The 21,763-nt window shown below is 49.8% G+C and carries 19 protein-coding genes; 10 read left to right on the top strand and 9 right to left on the bottom strand.

All coding sequences use genetic code 11. From position 1 onward, the window contains the following. Nucleotides 1-44: 44 nt before the first annotated feature. The 7 genes from hrpA to G8768_RS15500 all read left to right on the top strand — a co-directional run bounded on the left by hrpA (nucleotide 45) and on the right by G8768_RS15500 (nucleotide 9,616). On the top strand, nucleotides 45-3,977 hold the full coding sequence (gene hrpA, locus G8768_RS15530; protein WP_166845094.1) for an ATP-dependent RNA helicase HrpA: 3,933 nt from the start codon (nucleotides 45-47) through the stop codon (nucleotides 3,975-3,977). Nucleotides 3,978-4,402: 425 nt separating this feature from the next. Beyond that, nucleotides 4,403-4,897: an HvfA family oxazolone/thioamide-modified RiPP metallophore gene (locus G8768_RS15525; RefSeq protein ID WP_208020189.1), complete on the top strand. Its 495-nt coding sequence runs from the start codon at nucleotides 4,403-4,405 to the stop codon at nucleotides 4,895-4,897. Between the two features lie 168 nt (nucleotides 4,898-5,065). Beyond that, a complete protein-coding gene (locus G8768_RS15520) occupies nucleotides 5,066-5,956 on the top strand; it encodes an HvfB family MNIO-type RiPP peptide maturase (RefSeq protein ID WP_166845096.1) in 891 nt (296 codons plus the stop codon). Next, nucleotides 5,949-6,704, top strand: a complete 756-nt coding sequence (locus tag G8768_RS15515; RefSeq protein ID WP_166845098.1) for an HvfC family RiPP maturation protein — start codon at nucleotides 5,949-5,951, stop codon at nucleotides 6,702-6,704. Before G8768_RS15520 ends, G8768_RS15515 begins: the two co-directional genes overlap by 8 nt. A gap of 533 nt (nucleotides 6,705-7,237) precedes the next feature. Continuing rightward, nucleotides 7,238-8,164 (top strand): porin, encoded by a 927-nt coding sequence (locus G8768_RS15510; RefSeq protein WP_166845100.1) that lies wholly within the window; start codon nucleotides 7,238-7,240, stop codon nucleotides 8,162-8,164. A 129-nt stretch (nucleotides 8,165-8,293) separates the two neighbouring features. After that, nucleotides 8,294-8,707 (top strand): hypothetical protein, encoded by a 414-nt coding sequence (locus tag G8768_RS15505; protein ID WP_166845102.1) that lies wholly within the window; start codon nucleotides 8,294-8,296, stop codon nucleotides 8,705-8,707. 177 nt (nucleotides 8,708-8,884) lie between these two features. Continuing rightward, on the top strand, nucleotides 8,885-9,616 hold the full coding sequence (locus tag G8768_RS15500) for an MlaA family lipoprotein (RefSeq protein ID WP_166845104.1): 732 nt from the start codon (nucleotides 8,885-8,887) through the stop codon (nucleotides 9,614-9,616). 80 nt (nucleotides 9,617-9,696) lie between these two features. On the opposite strand, the gene G8768_RS15495 is transcribed toward G8768_RS15500, so the two are convergent. Both G8768_RS15495 and G8768_RS15490 read right to left on the bottom strand, forming a co-directional pair. Then, nucleotides 9,697-11,343 (bottom strand): dipeptidyl-peptidase 3 family protein, encoded by a 1,647-nt coding sequence (locus G8768_RS15495; protein WP_166845106.1) that lies wholly within the window; start codon nucleotides 11,341-11,343, stop codon nucleotides 9,697-9,699. Between the two features lie 191 nt (nucleotides 11,344-11,534). Beyond that, entirely contained in the window at nucleotides 11,535-12,812 is a 1,278-nt protein-coding gene (locus G8768_RS15490) for an aspartate aminotransferase type Ic (protein WP_166845108.1), read from the bottom strand. Nucleotides 12,813-12,939: 127 nt separating this feature from the next. On the opposite strand from G8768_RS15490, the gene G8768_RS15485 reads away from it, so the two are divergent. Further along, nucleotides 12,940-13,212, top strand: a complete 273-nt coding sequence (locus G8768_RS15485) for a TMEM165/GDT1 family protein (protein WP_166845110.1) — start codon at nucleotides 12,940-12,942, stop codon at nucleotides 13,210-13,212. Nucleotides 13,213-13,225: 13 nt separating this feature from the next. On the opposite strand, the gene G8768_RS15480 is transcribed toward G8768_RS15485, so the two are convergent. From G8768_RS15480 to pdxR, 4 genes are all read right to left on the bottom strand, one after another. Next, entirely contained in the window at nucleotides 13,226-13,648 is a 423-nt protein-coding gene (locus G8768_RS15480) for a GFA family protein (protein ID WP_279546007.1), read from the bottom strand. 334 nt (nucleotides 13,649-13,982) lie between these two features. After that, nucleotides 13,983-14,522 carry a response regulator transcription factor gene (locus G8768_RS15475; RefSeq protein WP_166845114.1) on the bottom strand — a complete coding sequence of 180 codons (540 nt, stop codon included), beginning with the start codon at nucleotides 14,520-14,522 and terminating at the stop codon, nucleotides 13,983-13,985. Continuing rightward, entirely contained in the window at nucleotides 14,519-15,844 is a 1,326-nt protein-coding gene (locus G8768_RS15470; protein WP_166845116.1) for an ATP-binding protein, read from the bottom strand. Before G8768_RS15470 ends, G8768_RS15475 begins: the two co-directional genes overlap by 4 nt. A 213-nt stretch (nucleotides 15,845-16,057) precedes the next feature. Next, complete coding sequence (gene pdxR, locus G8768_RS15465) at nucleotides 16,058-17,500, bottom strand: MocR-like pyridoxine biosynthesis transcription factor PdxR (protein WP_166845118.1); 1,443 nt, start codon at nucleotides 17,498-17,500, stop codon at nucleotides 16,058-16,060. A gap of 147 nt (nucleotides 17,501-17,647) precedes the next feature. Here pdxR and G8768_RS15460 point away from each other — a divergent pair, with 147 nt between their 5' ends. Further along, the gene (locus G8768_RS15460) at nucleotides 17,648-18,322 is read left to right on the top strand and encodes a pyridoxamine 5'-phosphate oxidase family protein (protein ID WP_166845121.1); all 675 of its coding nucleotides are present in this window, start codon (nucleotides 17,648-17,650) and stop codon (nucleotides 18,320-18,322) included. Between the two features lie 58 nt (nucleotides 18,323-18,380). On the opposite strand, the gene G8768_RS15455 is transcribed toward G8768_RS15460, so the two are convergent. Further along, entirely contained in the window at nucleotides 18,381-19,301 is a 921-nt protein-coding gene (locus tag G8768_RS15455; protein WP_166845123.1) for a LysR family transcriptional regulator, read from the bottom strand. A 288-nt stretch (nucleotides 19,302-19,589) separates the two neighbouring features. Between G8768_RS15455 and G8768_RS15450 the strand changes: the two genes are divergently transcribed. Continuing rightward, nucleotides 19,590-19,874: a hypothetical protein gene (locus G8768_RS15450; RefSeq protein WP_166845125.1), complete on the top strand. Its 285-nt coding sequence runs from the start codon at nucleotides 19,590-19,592 to the stop codon at nucleotides 19,872-19,874. A 99-nt stretch (nucleotides 19,875-19,973) separates the two neighbouring features. Here the strand turns inward: G8768_RS15450 and G8768_RS15445 are convergent, their stop codons facing one another. Next, nucleotides 19,974-20,876 (bottom strand): alpha/beta hydrolase, encoded by a 903-nt coding sequence (locus tag G8768_RS15445; protein ID WP_166845127.1) that lies wholly within the window; start codon nucleotides 20,874-20,876, stop codon nucleotides 19,974-19,976. A 194-nt stretch (nucleotides 20,877-21,070) separates the two neighbouring features. Further along, nucleotides 21,071-21,703 carry a thiopurine S-methyltransferase gene (locus G8768_RS15440; RefSeq protein WP_166845129.1) on the bottom strand — a complete coding sequence of 211 codons (633 nt, stop codon included), beginning with the start codon at nucleotides 21,701-21,703 and terminating at the stop codon, nucleotides 21,071-21,073. Nucleotides 21,704-21,763: the final 60 nt, after the last annotated feature.

Genomic DNA, 21,763 nt, shown 5'->3' with positions numbered 1-21,763 from the left:
GCGGGCGCAGCTGTAGTATACTTCCCGTTTTGCCAGTTTCCGCTATGAGTCAGTCCCCCAGCCAGAATCCTGAGCTGCAATCCCTTTTTGAACAGCTTCCTAATACCATGGGGCGTGATGTGCACCGCCTGCGTCGGCAGTTGCGTGATTTACAGTCCCGCCTGGGCGAAGGTAAAGCAATTGATCAGGGGCTGGAAAAACTGCAGAAGGCCGTGCTCGCTTCCTGTGAATTACGTCAACGACGTCAGGACGCGGTGCCTACGATTGAATTTCCTGAAAACCTGCCCATTGCCGAGAAGCGCGCCGATATCGCCAAGGCCATTGCTGAGCACCAAGTCGTGGTGATTGCCGGTGAAACCGGCTCTGGTAAAACCACGCAACTGCCTAAAATCTGTCTCGAATTAGGTCGTGGTGTGAAGGGTCTGATTGGCCACACTCAACCCCGCCGAATCGCCGCGCGTACGGTGGCGAATCGAATCGCTGAAGAGCTTCATACCCCGCTGGGTGACAAAGTGGGTTATCAGGTGCGCTTTAATGATCACTCCGGCCCTGAAACCTACATCAAGCTGATGACCGATGGTATTTTGCTTGCCGAAATCCAACATGATCGCTTTTTGAATAAATACGATACGCTGATTATTGATGAAGCCCATGAACGCAGCCTCAATATTGATTTCCTGCTCGGTTATATCAAAACCATTTTACCGAAACGGCCGGACCTGAAAGTTATTATTACCTCGGCGACCATTGATGTTGAGAGGTTCAGCAAGCACTTTAATGAAGCCCCCGTGATCGAAGTGTCTGGCCGGACTTTCCCGGTGGAGGTTTTGTATCGCCCGATGGGCGAGCGGGAAGTGGATGACCTGGATTTAAACAGCGCGATTATTGAAGCCATTGAAGAGATTCAGGCCATAGAGCGAAGTGGCGAAAAGCGCGGTGGGGATATCCTGGTATTTATGAGCGGTGAGCGCGAGATTCGAGAAGCCGCTCTGGCGATTCGCAAAGCCAACATTCCCCATTTTGATGTCTTGCCCTTATACGCACGCTTGAGCCTGGCTGAACAAAACAAGGTTTTTCAAAACCATAAAGGCCGTCGAATTGTGCTGGCCACGAATGTGGCTGAAACGTCGATTACCGTGCCGGGCATTCGTTATGTGATTGATCCTGGAACGGCTCGCGTTTCTCGATACAGCTACAAAACCAAAGTGCAGCGCCTGCCTATTGAAGCGGTTTCCCAGGCCAGTGCCAATCAGCGCAAAGGGCGATGTGGTCGTGTCAGTGAAGGTTTGTGTATTCGTCTGTACAGCGAAGAGGATTTTCTGGCGCGTCCGGAGTTTACCGATGCTGAAATTCTGCGAACGAATCTTGCCGCCGTTATCTTGCAGATGTTGCAAATGCGTATCGGTGATGTCCGACATTTCCCATTTGTGGACAAGCCCGACTCACGACTGATCAACGACGGCTTTAAACTTCTGCAGGAATTGCAGGCCATAGATGGCAAGGGCAAACTGAACCCAATGGGGCGGCAGATTGCCAAGCTGAATGTCGATCCGAGTCTTGCTCGAATGGTGTTAGCGGCAGGTAATTTGGACTGCCTGGAAGAAGTACTGATCATCGTCAGTGCTTTGTCTATTCAGGATCCCCGTGAGCGCCCGGCAGAAAAAAAACAGCAGTCCGATGAAAAACACCGCAGATTTGCCGATGAACATTCTGATTTTATCAGTTTGATAAATCTCTGGAAGTACGCGGAAGAGCAACGACAGGAATTGTCACAGAACCAATGGCGAAAGCAGTGTAAAAAAGAGTTTCTTTCCTACTTGAGATTGCGTGAGTGGCGAGATATTCATCATCAACTGCGCTTAGCAGTGAAAGATTTAAAGCTCAAGAGTAATGGTGAACAGGCCGCGAGCTATGAAAATGTCCATCGCGCATTGATCAGTGGTTTGCTCGGGCGCGTCGGTTTTCACGATGAAGAGCGTACCTATCTTGGTGCTCGAAATCGTCGATTCAGTATTTTTCCAGGCTCGGGGCAATACAAAAAACGTCCGAAATGGTTGCTCGCCGCTGAGCTGATTGAGACCTCCCAGCTGTTTGCCCACACAGTCGCCAAAATTGAGCCCGAGTGGGTGTTGGCCGCAGCGAAACATCTGGTGAAACGCAGTCATTCCGAGCCTCATTATGCCGGACGCAGTGGCCAGGTTATGGCCTTCGAAAAGGTCAGCTTGTATGGCCTGGTATTGGTTGAGAAGCAGCGAGTCAATTACAGCCAGATTGATCCCAAACTCAGTCGCGATATTTTTATTCGCGAAGCACTGGTCGAAGGTAAGTATCCCCAAAACCGAAAAGCTCAGGGGCAGAAAGCCAAATTCTATCAGCACAATCAACGTTTGATCGGCGAATTGCACGAGCTGGAAGCCAAAAGTCGTCGACGGGATCTGCTGGTGGATGATGAGGTCATCTACGATTTTTACCAGCAGCGCATTCCCGCGTCGGTGGTTAATCTGGCCGGCTTTGAACATTGGCGAAAAGGCATTGAAAACGAGCAACCGGAATGCCTGTTCCTGGTTCGTGAAAGTATCATGAGGCACAGCGCCGAAGGCATTACCGAAGCGCAATTCCCCGATGAGCTGAACTGGGAAGGCATGGGCTTTCTGCTGACGTACCATTTTGATCCCAAGGCGCCTGACGATGGCGTGAGCTTGCACGTACCTGTGGGTGCCCTGCATCTGGTGCCGGAAGCGCGTCTGGATTGGTTGGTACCCGGTTTGTTGCGTGAGAAATGTATTGCTTTGGTAAAAAACTTGCCGAAAGCCATGCGTAAACATTTCGTTCCAGTGCCCAATTTTGTTGATAAAGCCTTGATGGGCATGGAGCCTCAGAATCGTCCTCTGAGCGATGTTTTGGGTGAACAGCTGAAACGCCATACCGCAGTGGAGGTTCCAAAAGATGACTGGAACAGCGCCGCCTTGGATGCCTATTACCGCCTCAACATCAAAGTCGAGGATGAGCGCGGCAAGCTGATCGAGCAGGGACGTGACTTGCTTGAATTGCGCGAGCGTTACAAAGGCCAAGTACAGGAGCGTTTGGCGGATGCCGGCAGCAGTATCGAGCGTGATTCAATCCAGCAGTGGGATTTCGGTGAATTGGCCAAAAGCTGCGATCTGAAGCGCGCGGGTGTCAGCATTCGTGCTTATCCTGCGTTGGTCGATGAAGGCAAGGAAACCGCTTTGCGCCTGCAAGATAACCCTGTGGAGGCTGAAGTTCTGAGCCGCAAAGGCATCCTGCGCCTGGCGTTGCTCAATATGTCGAGCACTGTGAAATATCTGCACAAGAACACTCTGAAGCAGGGTAAAGATATCGGTTTGAGTGTTGCCAATATGGGCTCTCGCGATGCGGTGATTGATGATCTCTTGCTCAGTGCGCTTGCCGAACTGCTGCCAGCCGAATTGCCGAGGCAGGAAGAGGCCTTCAATTCCTGGTTGAACGAGGCAGAATCCCAACTGACCGATAAAACCAATGAACTCGCCCATTTGCTGGAGCGAGTGTTAAAGGCGTTGGTCGATGTCAAAAAGACCCTCAAACAGCACAAATCCCAGCTGACCATGGCCTACGTAACGGCCGATATCAATGAGCAACTGGGTGGTTTGTTTTATCCGGGTTGCCTGTACCTGCATGGAGCGGAGCGTATGGGTGATTATCTGCGTTATTTGAAGGCGATGAGTCTGCGACTGGAAAAAGCGCCCTTGAATGTCCAACGTGATCGTATGCATATCGCTGAATTGCAGCCGCTTTGGCAGCAACATCAGGAGCGACTGGAGAAACTGGGCACGGCCATGTACGGTCAGGATCAGCAATGGCAGGAATATCGTTGGTTGTTCGAAGAGTTGCGTATCTCCCTGTTTGCGCAAAGTTTGAAGACTCGCGTACCCGTCTCGGCCAAGCGCCTGAATAAACTGTGGCTTGAGGTTACCCAGTAGCCTTGAGCCCCACTATCTGTGGGTTTGCCTAAGTTTTGTCACTTTATGTTTTTAGTGAATTGGGTGTCACTTGCTCCGGTTTTTGCTCTAATCGACGCCTGAAAGTGAGGCCTCACAAGAACTTTCTTAAATAGACTGCCTTTGTTAGGGGTTTTTCCCCTATTCGTTAGTGCAACGTTATAAAACTGTGACAACTTCCCGCTCCGCACTGAGTCATAATTCTCACATCGCAAGTTTTTGCAATCGCAATGCAGTTCAAGTCGTTATAAAGTCACTTGGCGTTGTAAAAGCTTTTACTTATGCTGGATTTGTTCTACTCTTTCAGGGCTGTTTTATCCAGTAATGATGTGTAATTTCAATCACATGCGGCTTGTCGCATAACAGTACTAGACAGTAAGTACTACGCATAACAGAGGAAATGAAATATGTCTAAAAAAACTACAATGACTCCTATCGCAGCGGCTGTTGGTGCGGCAATGTTAGCATCTGCTTCCATGAGCACCATGGCAGCGAGTGAAAACCCATTTGCCGCAACTGAATTGAGCAGTGGCTACCAGTTGGCAGCAGCCGACCAGGAAGGCAAGTGCGGTGAAGGCAAATGTGGCGAGAAAAAGGGTGATAAAGAAGGTAAGTGCGGCGAAGGCAAGTGCGGCGGCGACAAAAAAGCTTCTAAAGAAGGTAAGTGCGGCGAAGGCAAGTGCGGCGGCGACAAGAAAGCTTCTAAAGAAGGTAAATGTGGCGAAGGCAAGTGCGGCGGCGACAAGAAAGCTCACAAAGAAGGTAAGTGTGGCGAAGGCAAATGCGGCGGCGACAAGAAAGCTTCTAAAGAAGGTAAGTGCGGCGAAGGCAAATGCGGCGGCGACAAAAAATCTTCTAAAGAAGGTAAGTGTGGCGAAGGCAAGTGCGGTGGTGCTGCCTAAGCTGGTGTAAACACTCATTCCTAGAGAGTGTTTAACGCACGAAAAGCGCCGCAACCGCGGCGTTTTTTGTATCTAAAAATGACAAAACAAAATCAAATTATCTAGCACGTGATAGACGAGCGCTGATTCAAGCGCGAAGTTTCCAGTCAGAATTTCAGGAGAAAAACAATGCCAGTAACTGATACGTTTCCTGTTCAAGGCGTTGGCGTCGGTTTGCGTCGCAGTATGCTAGATGATGCACGTTCATTAACGTTGGACGATGTGCAATTTATGGAAGTGGCACCGGAAAACTGGATCGGTGTTGGTGGCCGTTATGGTCGTCAATTCAAAGAATACAGCGAGCGGTTTCCAATTATTTGTCACGGTTTATCCTTATCCATTGGTTCTCCAGACCCGGTTGATGTCGATTTGGTAAAGTCCATTCGCCAATTTATGGATGAGCATAAGGTACCCTATTATTCAGAGCATTTGACCTATTGCAGTGAGCAAGGTCATTTGTATGATTTGCTTCCGATTCCGTTTACGGAAGAGGCCGTACATTACACGGCTGAACGTATCCGCCAGGTGCAGGACATTCTTGGTGAGCGTATTGCGATGGAGAATGCCTCTTACTATTGCGCGCCTGGTCAGGAGATGAGTGAAATTGAATTTATTCGCGCCGTGTTGGAGGAAGCCGACTGTGATCTCTTGCTGGACGTTAATAATATTTACGTAAACAGTATTAACCACGGTTACGATCCTCATCAGTTCCTTGATCAATTACCGGGCGAGCGTGCCAAGTATATCCATATCGCGGGTCATTATGACGAAGCGGAAGATCTGAAAGTGGATACCCACGGTGCCGATGTGATTGATCCAGTATGGACTCTGTTAGCCAGAGCCTATAAAAACTTTGGTGTCTTGCCGACGCTGTTGGAACGAGATTTCAATATTCCTCCGGTGAACGAACTTATGCTGGAAGTGGATAAGATCAAAGCGATCCAAAAGGACGCACAACTTCAGGCTGTAGCGGCTTCCGCTTCCGAGCAAAATAGTCCTGGAGTGTCGCAGCATGTCTAAATCGAATTTGCAGCAGCTGCAACATTCTATGGCGTCTCACCTGCGTGACCCAGCCAACGTGGCTGGCCCCGCTGATATTGAACGTCGTCGTTTAAAGATCTATCAGGACTTAATTTTCAATAATATTGAAGGCTTTATCTCCGGGGCCTTTCCGGTTTTGCGGGATCTTTACAGTGATGAGCATTGGTTGGCTCTGGTGCGAACTTTTGTGATTCAGCACGAAAGTCATTCACCGTATTTTCTGCATATCAGTCAGGAGTTTCTTCAGTTCCTGCAAAATGAATATGAAATGGGACCGAATGATCCGATGTTCATGCTGGAGCTGGCGCATTACGAATGGACGGAACTGGCGCTGGATGTTTCAGAAGAAAAGGAACCTGATACGACGGAACTGCAGTCTTTGGATGATGCCAGTTTATTGGAACAAAGCCTGCGTTTGTCACCATTGGCTTGGCCATTGTCGTATCAATTTCCTGTGCATGAAATTGGTCCTGACTTTCAGCCTGAAGAAGCGCCAGAGCAAAACACTTTCCTGGTGGTCTATCGACAGGATGAAGACGTTAAATTCATTCAATCCAATGCGGTAACGATTAGACTGCTTTTGCTTTTGGCAGAACAGGACCAGCGTTCTCTTAAAGAGGTACTGCTGCAATTAGCGGAAGAGATGCAGCACCCGGAACCCGAGCAGATTCTCAGTTTCGGTTTGGGATTGGTGCGCGATATGTTGTCAAAATTGATTCTTTATTAAGTCGAATATTATCCCGGGCAAGAGACATTATTGAGCTGATTGTTTCCTGATCAGCTTGCCTTGCCTGGGTGAAAAGCCTTTTCTTTTCGTTCTCCCCGACCAGTGGCGGCTCGGTGTATTTATTTCAGCTTGGCGTGTCCTTTATTTCTTTAAAATGAAAAGAGCGCCACTTTACCGGTTCATTTTTCTGACGCTTTCCTGATCGAAAATTGATCGCGTTATATAAACCTCTGATTTTCCTAACGATTTAATTTATCTGAAATCCTGCCGCAAATCCTTCATACGGTCATATAACTGAAATATTTCGCCGGTAGATTAGCTGCATTCGTTTTTTGCGTCAGAGCCTGGCTTTAAAAAAACTGTAATGTTTCTGTCACATACGCCGATAGCGGGCTTAAATGATAGGTAAGTGGGCTCTGGAAGTGGTTTTTGAAGTACCGGGTGCCATTACTGAGATGGCGCTTAAAAATATAAAAGCGCGTTAACTAGCGTTTGAACAGATAGCTGAAATAATCGATATAGGGGACTACTCCATGAAAAAAGCACTTTTGCCTCTGGCTATTGCTGCTGTACTGCCAATGTCAGCGTTTGCTGACGTAACCGTTTACGGTAAAGCCAACGTTTCTCTGCAGTCTACCGATGAGGGTGGCGATCGCATCACTGAATTAGTAAGCAATGCATCTCGCATTGGTTTCAAAGGCAAAGAAGACCTGGGTAACGGTCTGAAAGCTATCTACAAGTTTGAGTACGAAACTCAAATCGATGACGGCGACAAGAGTGGCCAGACTTTCACTCAGCGTAACATCTACGTTGGTTTGGAAGGTGGTTTCGGTCAGGTTATCGCGGGTAAGTTCGATACTCCCCTGAAAAAAGCTCAGAAGAAAGTTGATCTGTTCAACGATCTGGAAGGTGATATCAAATCCATCATCACCAAGAGCGACAATCGCACCAGCAACACTGTTCAGTACACCACGCCTAAGTCTTGGGGCCCAATCCAGGCGAAAGTCGCCTACGTTGCTTCTGAAGACGACGATGTAGATAACGGTGTTTCTTCTTCTGTTGCTTATAACGACAAAGACGCTGGCGTTTACCTGGCGGTAGCTTACGATCAGGACGTTGAAAAAGAAGGCGCTGATGTTGTTCGTGCTGTAGGTCAGTTCAAGCTGAGCTCTTTGCAGTTGGGTGTGTTGTGGGAAGATCAGGACGCTGGTACGTCTTCTCTGCGTGACGGTGACGGCTGGGTAGTTTCTGCCAAGCTGAAAGCTTCCAAGACTGTTGCTCTGAAAGCGCAATACGGTCAGTCTGACATCGTTAAAGAAGACGGTAAGACCTGGAGCCTGGGCATGGACTACAAACTGTCCAAGAAAACCAAGCTGTACGGCTTCTACACTCATGAAGAAGCTGACAACCTGACCGAAGACAACGATTACGCTGGCATCGGCATCGAAATGAAGTTCTAAGATCGCTCGCGATCAGCCCGGTATTCCATGCCGGGTGCTTCATTTAAAAATGCCACTTGGAGACAAGTGGCATTTTAGTATCTGGGCTACAATGCCCCTTTTTCCAAATTCTTCACCCGGAGTATCAACATGAAGCCATTTTTGATCAGCAGCTTGCTCGCCTTTTTCTTGGCCTTTCCGACTTGGGCTTACGCGCAAGAGGACGATGAAGACTGCGTATATGCCGTTGATATCGAGGATGAGGATATGTCGGATTACAACATCTGTGGCAAGAACAGCGGCATCAACAAAATCCTGAACGATCTAATGGACGATAGCGCGAAGGGTTCTACCGCCTCTAAAGAGTTCAAAGAGAACGTGGAAAAGGTTGCTGAAGTGAAGGTCGACTGGCTGAAAAGTCCTGAGGCTCTGTCCAAGCGTCGCTTTGAACTGCTGCAACTGATTGCCCGGGAATGCCCAAAGGGCTTTGAGGTGAAAGGTGAGAAATACGCTGTTGGTCCGAACAATGCCCTCGATCTGCAGTTCGATTACCGCTGTAACTGATTTCCGGCATATTGCTGCCTTTTTTGAGGGGAGGGATTGAGTGTTTTTTAACCAGCCTGCCTCGCCGGGCTATTAACAAATCTTATTAGAGCTATAGCTGAATCCTTTGCCATTGCAATTGTCCAAAGCCGCTAAGCAACCTACAATAGTTTAACGGTAAAAATCAGGTGAAATGACGTGACAATTCGCAAATTAGCCGTTGCAGCAGTGCTCAGCGTGGGCCTGGCTGCCGGTGCAGTGGCTGAAGAAGCCAAGCAAGAGAAAAATCCAGCAGACCCATGGGAAGGCTTTAACCGAGGTGTATTCGCCTTCAACGATGCTGTTGATGGTGTGGTCCTCAAGCCAATCGCCAAGGGTTATAAAGCCGTTACTCCGGACGTTGTTGAGACCGGTGTAAGCAATGTCTTCAGTAATCTGGGGGAAGTCGGCAATATCGTTAATGGCTTACTCCAGTTCAAAATTGGTCAGGCCAGCAACGATACCGGTCGCCTGTTGATCAACTCCACTCTGGGTCTGGCAGGCATTTTTGATGTTGCCAAACACATGGGGCTGGAGAAGGGCACCGGTGAAGACTTCGGTCAGACACTGGCGACTTGGGGTGTAGATTCCGGCCCTTATGTTGTCCTGCCTTTCCTTGGCCCAACCACTCTTCGCGACGGCGTAGGTCTTCCGGCCGACAGCTACCTTAATCCTGTGACTCATATCGATCACGTACCAACCCGCAACACTATGTTTGGTACTGATCTGGTTGATACCCGAGCTTCACTTCTCGGAGCGGAAAGCACGATTTCAGGTGACAAATACACCTTTATCCGTGATGCCTATCTGCAGCGTCGCGAATATCTGATCAGCGATGGTCAGGTGGAAGATGATTTTGGTGCTGATCTGGATGAGGAAGAAGACTTTTAATCTCTGAACCGAATCTGGACGCCACAAAAAAGCCCGCAATTGCGGGCTTTTTTGTGGCTCATTGAAAGTGCTTTGAAGCTTTACAGACCCAATACAGATTTACCTTGCTTAAAGGTGATGTCGACGGGAATCCTGGCTTCTTGGAGGCGAGCCAAATCGGCCGCAAGGGTTTTACCGATTTTGCCTTTCTCTTCAAACAGCTCTCCAACGCCTTCGTAGTCCCCTTCGCCCTGCAGACGCAGAATCAACTCAGACAATGAGGCCATGGCTTTGCTCATATTGTCCATGTCCACGCCGTACTGGCCTTTATCATTGCGAAAGAAAGCGCCTTTCTCTTCAAAATAATTGAAGCGAATCATGTTGGCTTTCCCGTGTGCCGAGCTGGCGCCAAAACGAACCGAGCGGAAAATACCCGCCAGGAAGGTGGTGTAGTAGTCTTCCAGTTGGCCTTCGGTGATCGTACCGTCTTTGAGGAGTTGACTGACCATATACAGGCCCAGAATATCGGCCTTGCCTTCTTCGAGAGCGGATGCATGCTCTTTCAAGGCCTGGCGAACAGTACCTTTGTCGTTCACGGTGTTTTTGATGCCCAGGCCGTGGGCAACTTCATGGAACATGGTGTTACTGAAGAAGGCGTTGAACGTGATGTGCTTACGCTGCTCAGGAACAATCAACACTTCCGCGATGGGCTTCAATGTGTAGTCAAACTTGGCGCGCATGGCGTTTTTCAATTGCAGGCGGCGAGTGCCCTTGGACAGCTGGACTTCTTCATCATTGGGCAGATTGATAGCAATGGTTTTCCCGCCCGCATTGGAGTGGCCGGCGTAATAAATCACATCGTAGGCGTTCAAATCGGCGTTGCTCCCGGGCATTTCCTGTTTGTAGTTATCCGCAACGGGCAGACCTTTTTGAAGGGCAGGTAGAGTGCTGGCAAACTTTTCCAGTCGCTTGCTCCAATCCATGTCTTTGACCAGCACATAGGCTTCATAGGCGGCGCGATAGCCATAGAGCTGATCTTCATAGGTCTCAATGGCACCAATGACAACATCAATCGGATTATTCTTCATGTCCATCCAGGCCATATCGGAAGGTTGGTAATCATCGCTGGTGATGGCCGTGGCGCGCAGACGGAGGTAGTTGGCAAAGTCCTTGTCCTCGGCCAGTTCTGCGGCGCGATTCAACAGCTTCGCCGCTTTGGCGAGAGGTTTGGCATAGGCTTCGCTGTAGGGAACGGAGATGAGTTTGCCGTCTTTCTCTTTTACCAGAGAGTAGAGGCCTTTTTTGTCAGCGAATTCGGCTTTTTCAAAGCCTTCTTTGCTCATTTTGTGGGGGTAAAACTCAGCGCCCGGTGCTTTGGCTTTGTAGCCGCTCAGGAAAGGTTGGTCGGCTTGCAGGCGGTCCCAAGGCCCGTAGTTAATGTCGGCGAATTGGCGAACCTTTGGATCTTTAATGCTGGCCAGGAAACGGTTTTTATCCTGGTAGAAGGCCTGCTGCCAGAAAAGGTCGTCCATAATTTTTGAGGCATCGATCAATACCGCCAGCATCTTCTTTTGGTTGGCGGAAAGGTGGCTCAAATCGCTGTTCAGGGTGACTTCCTGATAGATGTCCAGGCGATCCTTGAATTCGGGGAGTAGTTGGGGCTCTGCTGCCAGAGTACTTTGGCTGATGGCCAAGCTCAGTAAGGCGGCTCCGCTCAAGCCACGGGTGAGTTTTGCAAAAGGATTCATCATCTACTCCTGTTGTGTCTTAATTAATTCGTTCTCAAGAATAAGACGCCTCAACTCCAATTGCCCTGAAGTTTTGGCCAGTTTTGTGTGGGTATTTTCAGGGGCGGTAAGGCGGTGTAAATCTGGGGAGGGCATGAACAAACAAAAGCCAGGCGCAACGTTGCTTCGCCTGGCTTTCGGTGGAATTGGGATTACTGGGCCAATGCCTGCTCAACCGAGGCCAGTTTGACGGCACAGACAAACACCTGCATCGCCAGATCCACTTCTTCCACCTTGGGAACACTTGGGGCAATGCGGATATTGCGGTTCTCAGGGTCATTGCCATAGGGGTAGGTTGCGCCTGCGGGCGTCAATTTAACTCCGGCCTCAGCAGCCAGCTCTACCACGCGTTTTGCCAGGCCAGGGCGAGTGTCGAAGGAAACGAAGTAGCCTCCTTCTGCTGATTGCCATTGGCCCAGATCATTGTCACCGAAGGCATCCTGGAGTTGCTGTAACACCACGTCAAAGCGGGGGCGCAGCAGCTCGGCGTGTTTAGCCATATGTGCTTTCAAGCTTGCCATGTTCGGGAACAGCTTGGTGTGGCGCAGCTGATTGACCTTGTCCGGGCCGATGCTGGCGATGGACAGGGTTTTCTTGAAGGCTGCCAGATTGGCAGGACTGGCGGCCATAAAGGCTACGCCGGCGCCTGCAAAACTCACCTTGGAGGTGGAGGCAAACTGCAGCACAGAGTCTTCGGTTCCATGTCGCTGGCAATAGTCAGCAATGGATGGCAAGGCCGGGGCGTCGGTGTTCAGATCATGCAACACGTAAGCATTGTCCCAGAATACCCGGAAACCTTCGCCGGCAATAGCGCCCAACTTGGCAATGCGTTCGATGGTCTCAGCGCTGTATACCGTACCAGTGGGGTTGGAATATTTGGGAACACACCACATACCCTTAATGCTCGGGTCGGCTTTGATCATGGCTTCGGCCTGATCCATATCCGGGCCATCGTCATTCATGGGAACGGTCAGCATATCGATTCCGAAATGCTCGCATATGGCAAAGTGGCGATCGTAACCTGGCACAGGGCAAAGGAATTTCACGGTGCCCTGATTCTGCCAGGCGCTTTCTGCGCCGGCGTAACCGAAGAAGTAAGCCTGCATCATTGCCTGAAACATCAGGGTCAGGCTCGAGTTACCACCAACCAGAATCATATCCTGCGGTACTGACAGGATTTCGGCACCCAGCTGTTTCATTTCCGGTAAACCGTCAAGACCACCATAGTTGCGTACATCGGTGCCGTTAGCACTGTTATAATCTCCGCCCAAAATGCCGTCCAGTTGATTGGAAAGATCGAGCTGGGAACTGGAAGGTTTGCCGCGGGTAATGTCGAGCTGCAAACCTTGGGTTTTAAAGTTTTCAAATTCCTGCTGCAGTTGTGCTTGCCACTGTTGCAGTTGCTCTTGACTGGCTTGATTGAGATCCACGGGCGGCTCCTTAAATTAGATGCTTTGCTGTGCTTTTAGGCTTGGTGCTATGCCTCGAAAAAGGCGGCCGCATTATAGCCCAAAGGCCGCAACAAAACCTTGATAATCATCAGTAAGGTAGACGATAGTGGATGTAAAAGTTTTTGCCACAGTATTTATTACGATTTTTCTGGCTGAGTTGGGAGACAAGACTCAATTGGCCACGCTGCTCTTTGCGGCTGACAAAGAAGTGAACAAATGGACTGTGTTTTTGGGGGCTTCATTGGCGCTGGTTGCCTGTGCAGGGATTGGCGTATTGTTAGGGCAATACGCTTCACAGTACATCAATGAAAAATGGTTGAACCTTATTGCCGGCGGTGGATTTATTCTCGTTGGTGCCTGGACCCTTTGGCGAGCCTGAGTGAAGCTCGGGCTCACTTCGCCAGATAGGGCATCATCTGCATTGGGGGGCCGGCCTGCTGTTCCAGATCGTCGTTAATCTCAAATCTCGGATCTCGGCTACTGACCCATAAATGACCTTCGGGTTTAAAATCTTCGGGCTTTTCCAGCGTCGATGCCAGACAAACAATTACATCATCAAGGACCTTCAGGTCTGAGTAAATAGCGTCCCCGCAATCCTGACAGCGATGCTCAATCATTTCCTTGCCGGAGCCGCCGATGATACTGAAGCAGCTGGTTTTCCCGCTGAAGTCGATCTCTTTTTTCTGAATCAGAAACAAACTGACACAGGGTGAACTGTTTCTTTTCTGGCAGGCATGGCAATGACAATAACCTGAATACAAAGGCAGGCTTTTTAGTTGATATCTGACTTGGCCGCAGCGGCAGGCTCCATGCATGATTCTGTTCACTCAGTTTGAAAGGAATAGGAATTATAAACTTGCGTTAGTGGATGTACATTGCCGAACGGAACATTTTTGGGGTGCGCATTGGCCTTCGTATTGCGAGGGCCAATGAAGATGAAGAAGGCATGGTGGCCAGACTAGTTGCCATGCCAGATCGAGTAGGCCATGCGTTGAATATGGGCGGGCAGGTTCTGCTCGTAACCTCGCCAATGTTTAAAAGCAGGTAGTTTGAGGGTGCTGGCGAGTTCTTCTGGATTTTCACGGTTCTGTAAACCAATCCATAGCAAGCAGAACTTTTATCCTGAATCCAGCTCTTTCAGCCATCGACCTATTGTCGTACCGGTCGCTTTTGTAATTTACGTTGCAGGGTTCTTCTGTGCATTCCCAAGGCTCGGGCGGTGGCGGAGATGTTGCCGTCGTGCTCATTCAGTACTCGCTGAATGTGCTCCCACTCCAGACGGTTGACCGAGGGTGGCTGGCTGTTGATTTCTACGTCGGCATTGCCCTGGGCTTGTTCAAAGGCGTGCAGGATATCGTCGGCGTCTGCGGGTTTGCAGAGATAGTTAAGCGCGCCCAGTTTAATCGCTTCCACGGCGGTGCTGATGCTGGAGTAACCTGTCAACATCACGATATTTAAGTCAGGCTGTTTGTGCTTCAGTTTTTCGATCAAATGCAGGCCGGATTCCTCCGCCAGTTTTAAATCGACCACGGCGCGTGAAAAAATGTGATCTTCGCAGAGAGACAAGGCTTCGCCAATGGTGCTGGCAGTTTGAACATCAAAGTTTCGCTTTTTGAATGCTCGTTGCAGGACATGCAAAAAAATATCGTCGTCATCGACGAGTAACAATTTTTCAGGCTGCTCACTCATGAGATTTCCTTGGACAATGGCAAGCGAAGCTCGGTATGGGTGCCCGCATTATCGCGATTATACAGTTTGATTTCTCCGCCGTGCCGGCTGATGCTGGCATGACTTAGGAACAGCCCCAGGCCAAATCCTTTGCCTTTTGTACTGACAAAAGGTTTGCCCAGTTGTTCGGCAATCTCCAGTGGAATTCCAGGACCATTGTCGTCAATTGTGAGAATGAATTCATCCCTGGTCCAGCAAATATCCACATCGATACCAGTAGGGCAGGCGTCGGCAGCATTGTTCAGGAGGTTTAAAATGGATTGGCCGATGGTGGCATCGAAACTGACTTGACGCTCCGGGCAGCTTTCGGCGAGTTGAATATTGGCTTCAACCTCCGGACGCATAATCAGCCACTGCTCAATAATGTCTTCGCAGTATTGATGCAGATCCTGTTTGCTTTGGTTGCCGGCCTGACTTTGCTCCGCTCGATTAATCAGATTTTTCAGGGTGTGGTCGCACTGCACAAGTTGCGATTGTAAAAGTTTCAGGTCTTCCTGCAGCTCGGGTTTATCTGGATAGTCGTCTTGCATTTCGCTGAGCAGGGTTTTGATGGTCGACAGTGGTGTACCCAATTCGTGGGCGGTACCGGCGGCCAGAGTGGCTACGGCCATCAGCTGCTGGTTGAGCATTTCCTCTTCGCGCAAGCGGGTAAGGGCCTGATCTTGACCGCGAATGTTCCGGGCCATCTGTACCACAAAATAGCTGATCAGCAGGGCACTGGCCATAAAGTTTATCCACATGCCCAGAGTGTGCATATTCCATTGGGAAGCACCGTGGTTCATGCCATGCGATGTTCCTTCTTGCACCATGGTCAGTTGATGGTGATGGCTCATCGGCGAGAGTTCTTCAATGGGAATATGGTACACCAGCAAAATGGTATAGGCGGCGACGCTGATTGCCGTGAGCAGGGCGGCATAATTCCAGCTTAGAGTTGCAGCGGCGATGCACAGGGGCACCAGATAATAAGACACAAAGGGGTTATTGGCGCCGCCGGAAAAGTACAGCATCAAACTGATGCACAGGGCATCCAGTAACAGCTGAGAAAAAAATTCCAGCTCGGTGACTGGCCAGGGTTTTTGTAATCGTAGCCAGGTTAATAAATTAATGGCGGTGATACCGGTTAAAATCAAACCGAGAACGGAATAGGGCAGCACCAGGTGCAGAGCAAAATAGCTGCTGATCAAGGCAATGCAAAGCGCACTGATTAACAGTCCCCGAATCACCATCAGGCGACGTAAATTGTTGGTTGGGGCGGCCAGGCTAAAAGAACGATCTTCGGTCATGGTTTGATGATGTTTTGGGCTACGCTCAGCAGCAAAAGTGGGTGGCTCTACGCCTCGAAAGGCACCACTGCATTGGGGGTTAGCAGGAGAGCCACCGTTAAGCTATGAGTAGATAGAGTAAGACAGCGCAGCTCATTTGCATACTGCTTACAGGATTTAATTTAATCCTGAATAAACCATGGAACAATGTGGCATGATGTCGCACAGCATGACCTAGAGCGATTCTAGAGTGCTTTTGATAACCCCCACTTTGCTGTGCATCTTCTCAATGGGGGTATTGGCAAAGCCCAGCACCAGACCTTTCAGGTTTTCACCGCCGTGGCAGTATTCGCTGAGGGCGCTGGAAAAAATCCCTTGTGCTTCCAGCTTGCTTACGAGCATTTCATCGTCGATGGTTTTGTGGCAAACGAACACAATGTGCATACCCGCGTGTCGTTGCAGGGTCTTTCCCCAAGGCTCAAGCATTTTCATTGCGTGCTGGAGGGTGTTGAGCTTTTCTTTGTAAGCCAGACGCATACGGCGCAGGTGACGATTGAAATGCCCTTCTTCCATAAAACTGGCCACTTGAGCCTGGGTCATCAGAGGTGGCTGGCCGTAGCTGGCACCCCGGGCAATGGTAAAACGCTCCATCAAACTGTCGGGTAACACCAGATAGCCCAATCGTAAGCCCGGGTAAAGGGTCTTACTGAAGGAACCGAGATAGATAACGCGCTGGTACCGGTCGAGCCCCTGCATACTGGCCAAAGGGCGATGCTGGTAGTGGTATTCACTGTCGTAATCGTCTTCGATGATCCAGCTTTGCTGTTCCCTGGCCCAATTCAGCAGGGCCATTTTTTTCTCAAGGGAAAGAACGGCACCCATCGGATATTGGTTCGCGGGTGTTGTGTAAACCAGATTCGGGGGCGTTTGGGCTTCTTTTAGGGCTTGCAGGCTGATGCCATCCTGATCAACCGGGCAAGGCAGGTAGTTTTTGCCGCACAGTTTTAATGCGCGCATCACGCCGCGATAACCTGGACTTTCGATCGCCATCACGTCGTCGGGTCCCAGCAGCAAACGGACGCATAAGTCGAGCCCTTGTTGGGCCCCGGCGGTAATCAGTACCTGCCCTCCGTGACAGTCGACGGCGCGTGATTGTTGCAGGTACTGGGCTATGGCCCGCCGCAGAGGCCAGAAGCCGGCTTCATCGCCATAGCCCATAAAGTCAGCGCTGCGCTTTTGGAGTTGCTGTTGTGTTCGTTGCCAGTGCTTATGCGGGAATGCCGACAGGTCGGGCACGCCGACAAAAAAGCTGCTATTGAAGCTTCTGTGAGCTCGTGGATTGCCAGGAGCTGGGGCTGTGCTTGTCCCGGCGCCGGGCTTGTCCGCGGGGCTGTGAAGCTGGTCGGGAAGAGGGCTGGCCACAAAGCTGCCGGAGCCACGTTTACTGAAAATATAGCCCTCGGCCTGCAATTGTTCATAGGCCGCAATCACCGTATTACGGCCTAAATTGAGTTGCTCTGCGAGCCTGCGACTGGACGGCAGCTGGCTGCCTGCGGGTAATTGCCCCCCCAGCATCATGGTGCGCAAACCCCTATACAACTGCTGGTTGAGGTTCTGTTCCTGGCTGCGATCCAGTTCGAGCTGACGGATTTCTTGCAAGCTAGTAGCGATGGCCATTATTAACGTCTCGTTCGAATAAAGTGGTTCCATTAAATAATTAAAATTGGATCTAAACAAGGGGCCAATCATTCAATAAGCTTCCTGGCAATGATTAGCCGAAGCTACAGAAAGACCACTGTGGTGAACAACAAAAAAGGAGTACCTATGAGCAATAGTGAACCATTGGCCCCATTGCAACAGAGTGAAAAGACCCGACTGCGTCGTTCGCCCAAACGAGCGGTATTTGACCGTGAGGCGCTGTATCAGATTTTTGACGAGGCGATGGTGGCTCACGTGGGCTTTGTTCAGGATCAGCAAAGTTATGTGATCCCCATGCTGGTGTGGCGCTGGGAAAACCGTTTAATGATTCACGGCAGCAATGGCAGTCGAATGATCAAAGCACTGTGTGGGGATCAATCCATTTGCATCACGGCGACGCATCTGGATGGCATGGTGCTGGCCAAGTCCGCTTTTCACCACAGCAGTAATTACCGCAGCGCGATGGTAATGGGCTCCTGTTATGTGCTGGAAGATGAGCGGGAAATCGAGCAGAGCCTGGAGGTTTTTATGGAGTTAATTGCACCGGGCCGCTGGCCGCAGCTTCGTCCTCCCCACGCGAATGAGTTAGCGGCAACCACGGTTCTGGCCATTGATATTGAAGAAGCGTCCGTGAAAATCCGTACCGGTGGGCCGGTCGAAGATGAAGGTGATCTGGATTGGCCTGTGTGGACGGGGGAGTTGCAGCTGCGTCAATCTCTCACGGCAGCCGTGCCCGATACCCACAGTGTTGGCGACATGGCCGATTACCGTTCGGCATGGGGGGAGCGGTGGGGCCTATAAGGCTCTGCCCTGAGCTGTTTTTCCAAGCTGCGAACTCAGGGCGTATTTTTCGTACGGCCTAGAGCTGACGATGATAATCCTGGCTTTTCCAGTAATTTTCACACTGCCCTTCCATTAAGGGCAATTCCTTCTCCAGGCGCTCGACCACAAAATCCCGCAGCACTTTGATGCGCGCTGTATTGCGCAAATCAATGTGGCTCAACACCCAAAGCCCCATGCCCTGATACAGGGGAATGCCGGGTACGCGCATCAACTCCGGGGTGGAGTCTCCCAAACCACAGGGCAATCGGGCGATACCACAACCGGCCCGAGTAAGTTCATAGACACCATTAAACGTTGAACAATAATGGCGCACTCGCAGGTCGGGCATGTAGTCTTCAATCCACTCGGGCGTGTTGGGTCCATTTTCTGTCCAGTCAATTCCGTAAACGGAAGTTGGGTCTTGTTGATATTGCTGCCATAACTCCTCAGTGCAATAAACGGTCATGGCGAAACGCCCAAGACGTTTGCCAACAAGATCCGGGGCGGGGTTGTCGGTTGCGCGAAAAGCGAGATCTGCTTCACGGGCAGCCAGGTCGACATTTTCATCCTGCAGAATTAATTCAAGATCAATGTTGGGGTAGAGATCGAGAAATTCTTTTAGCACTGGCGCTAAAACCCGACGACCAAACATGTCGATTGCTGTGACTTTAATGGTGCCTGCCAACTCCTGCTTGTCTGCGGTTACGAGTCTATCCATGGCATTAACCGAGTCGCGCATATTTTCCGCATACGGAATCATACTTTCCCCAAGTGGAGTAATACTAAGTCCTGTGGCGGTGCGTTCAAAAAGTGGCGCGCCCAACTGTTGTTCCAGTGCGGAGATGCGGCGTGACACGGTAGTATGATTGACTTTTAATTGTTTAGCTGCTGCTGCCATGGAGCCGTTTTGCACCGTGGCTAAAAAATAATTAAGATCGTTCCAGTCAATATTTTTCATGCTGGTTTCCTGGGCGACGGGCGTTTTTTATTCGTGTTAACAGGTTTTTGTTTGTAGAAAATTTGCGCATTGTGTGTTTTTATTGCCCGGTTTCTTATCTCGGCGTTTCGACCAGTTTAGCCTTGCTGGCCTTTTCGGTTTAGTCATTTTGGGGCTACTTATCGTATCTTTACGCAGCTTATCCATTATTAACTGTGCAAATATGCAAACCATATTTGCCGTTTCTGTCATTGTTGGGTTTCTTCCCAGGCATTAGCATGACCTTGCTTATTTTTGGAGGAGATAATTATGAATCGTTTAGTGAAAGTCGCTGCCTTTGTTGCAGCTGCACAACTGGCTCTTGTTCCTGTTGCCAGCGCTGGTAAGAAACAAGAGTACATCAAACTGGCCGAAGAAACCGCTGCCAGCCAATTCAATGTTGGTGAAGACAAGGTACGTTTCAAGCAGATCAGCACTACCGGTGGTTTTGCGCGTGTTTATCTGAAGGTTCATACTTCAGACACTGAAAAAACAACAGTATTCTGCAAAATTCGCAAGAAGAACAAGAACGTAGAATTCTGCAAAGAGAAGTAATTTCTTTATATTTCCTTTGACTCGGGGCTGCGTAGTGTCGCCCCATTTTTCCTTTTCCCTTTCTTTCCCCGAGCCCTGAAAACGTTTAACTCTCTGAAATTATTTTTGGTACTTTTCGCCAGGAAAAAGCCAATATAGACCATGGGTCAATGTCGTTGGGAAAACCAGTTCATGATGAGCTTCCTGAACCTCGAATTTTTTCAGGCGTAACGATGGGTAGTCTCTTTGTTCCAGCTGTTGATACAGTTGATGGAAGTCTTTCACCATATTGATTGGAGTAGGCTTGCGGTAGTTCTCGTTTGTACGCGCCGGTCTTTCGTAAACACCAATACCCAAAAACAATTCCGCATTGATGTCCTTGGTTTCTTTTGCCAGGCGTTTTTCAGTTTCCAGAATCCAACGATTTTCAAACCAGAGCGATGGGCTTGAAATCAGGTAGTAACGAAAACTGTCGCTGTGCTCTAACAAAGCGTACAAACCAAACAAGCCCCCCAGAGAATACCCGGCATAGGCTCTTCGTAAACTGTTTATGCGGTAACGCTTTTCCACTAAGGGAAACAACTCCTTGCGCAAAAAATTGAGATACTGCTGCGCTTCACCGTTGGGGTTTTCTGCGGTTTTAGGAGTGTAGTCTCGGCGACGGCTTTCAAACGGACGGTCAAGAGGGGAGAAGGATATGCCCACCAGAATATGGTGTTCCATTGCTTTATTGATCATGGCCGAATGGGTGACACCAGAGGCAAGCTGAAAGGCATAAAGCCCGTCGTTCAAATAAACCACCGGGTATTTTCGGCGTTGATTGCCTTCGTCAAAATAACTGGGCGGCAGTTTGATGTAGATCTCATAAGGGCGGTTGAGGCGTTGGGAGTCCAGATGCAGAACATCCGAGTTTGGAATCACAAACCCCCCGTCATTTTGTTGGGCCCAGCTGGCAGGCACAAACAGCAAAAATATAAGGCCGACAAGGCCGCGCAAACCCCTTATCCATAGAAGAGATGTCATTGGTAACCCTTGCCCCGTTTTTATCATCGAATGGTCGAGCGGCTTATTCTGCCTGTTTCATTCAGGTCTTTGCTTCGCCGAAAAGCACTATTTTATTTCAGGGCCAAGGTGTGTATCTCCCCTGATTCCTGTCTTTTTTGTCAATTTATTGTAATGGACTGGGATCAGGGGGTAAAACCGGCGGGTAATCTCGACTAGCGATACGTAAGAGCAAAGCTGTGTTCGATGGCGGAAATGCCTTTCACCTCTTCAGTACAGTTACCGAGAGTTTCGATTTCAGCGATTTCGCAATACAGCTCTGACAGACTATCGGGGCTAATGCTAAATGGAGGCCCGGCTTTCAAGCCCTGGTCATACTCCAGGGTGATCACCAGGCTTCGGCAAGGCCGGGGCAGGATATTGGCGAGTTGCCGGCAGTAATGTGAACGCATGGATTCGGGCAGGGCAATCAGGGCCGCTCGATCATAGACCCAATGGCAATCTTTCAAGTGCTCATGATGCAAGGCAAACACATCGCCGCAATAAAGAGTATACGGTCCGGCACGGTAGCATTGCAGTTCATCTTCCTGAGAGATATCGGGGGTGAGATCCTGTTCCTGAAAAAAAGCCTCGACAGCGAGTGCGCTGAGTTCGATGCCAATGACATGCATACCTTGTTCGGCAAAGAACACCATATCCTGGCTTTTGCCGCACAGAGGGACAAATACACAGGCGGCTTTCGGGGTTTTTAGCTGTGGCCAATACTGCACTAAGCTGTTGTTGAAGCGTCCTTCGTGAAAGCCAATTTGCTGCTCCTGCCAGCGCTGCAACCAGAATTCTTTTTCCATTTATGTCCCCTTGCTTGAATCCGGCAATGTATCAGATGAAACGTTAGAAATCAGGTATGG

The sequence above is a fragment of the Pseudoteredinibacter isoporae genome, assembly GCF_011602085.1.
GTDB lineage: Bacteria > Pseudomonadota > Gammaproteobacteria > Pseudomonadales > Cellvibrionaceae > Pseudoteredinibacter > Pseudoteredinibacter isoporae.
This window is presented reverse-complemented; position numbering and strand designations above follow the sequence as displayed.

Bases quoted from the DNA above. Each gene is read 5' to 3' on its own strand.
- G8768_RS15510 (WP_166845100.1), top strand. From the start codon at position 7,238: ATGAAAAAAGCACTTTTGCCTCTGGCTATTGCTGCTGTACTGCCAATG.
- G8768_RS15520 (WP_166845096.1), top strand. From the start codon at position 5,066: ATGCCAGTAACTGATACGTTTCCTGTTCAAGGCGTTGGCGTCGGTTTG.
- G8768_RS15445 (WP_166845127.1), bottom strand. From the start codon at position 20,876: ATGACATCTCTTCTATGGATAAGGGGTTTGCGCGGCCTTGTCGGCCTT.
- pdxR (WP_166845118.1), bottom strand. From the start codon at position 17,500: ATGGCCATCGCTACTAGCTTGCAAGAAATCCGTCAGCTCGAACTGGAT.
- G8768_RS15515 (WP_166845098.1), top strand. From the start codon at position 5,949: ATGTCTAAATCGAATTTGCAGCAGCTGCAACATTCTATGGCGTCTCAC.
- G8768_RS15460 (WP_166845121.1), top strand. From the start codon at position 17,648: ATGAGCAATAGTGAACCATTGGCCCCATTGCAACAGAGTGAAAAGACC.
- G8768_RS15455 (WP_166845123.1), bottom strand. From the start codon at position 19,301: ATGAAAAATATTGACTGGAACGATCTTAATTATTTTTTAGCCACGGTG.
- G8768_RS15505 (WP_166845102.1), top strand. From the start codon at position 8,294: ATGAAGCCATTTTTGATCAGCAGCTTGCTCGCCTTTTTCTTGGCCTTT.
- G8768_RS15495 (WP_166845106.1), bottom strand. From the start codon at position 11,343: ATGAATCCTTTTGCAAAACTCACCCGTGGCTTGAGCGGAGCCGCCTTA.
- G8768_RS15525 (WP_208020189.1), top strand. From the start codon at position 4,403: ATGTCTAAAAAAACTACAATGACTCCTATCGCAGCGGCTGTTGGTGCG.
- G8768_RS15480 (WP_279546007.1), bottom strand. From the start codon at position 13,648: ATGCATGGAGCCTGCCGCTGCGGCCAAGTCAGATATCAACTAAAAAGC.
- hrpA (WP_166845094.1), top strand. From the start codon at position 45: ATGAGTCAGTCCCCCAGCCAGAATCCTGAGCTGCAATCCCTTTTTGAA.
- G8768_RS15475 (WP_166845114.1), bottom strand. From the start codon at position 14,522: ATGAGTGAGCAGCCTGAAAAATTGTTACTCGTCGATGACGACGATATT.
- G8768_RS15440 (WP_166845129.1), bottom strand. From the start codon at position 21,703: ATGGAAAAAGAATTCTGGTTGCAGCGCTGGCAGGAGCAGCAAATTGGC.
- G8768_RS15450 (WP_166845125.1), top strand. From the start codon at position 19,590: ATGAATCGTTTAGTGAAAGTCGCTGCCTTTGTTGCAGCTGCACAACTG.
- G8768_RS15470 (WP_166845116.1), bottom strand. From the start codon at position 15,844: ATGACCGAAGATCGTTCTTTTAGCCTGGCCGCCCCAACCAACAATTTA.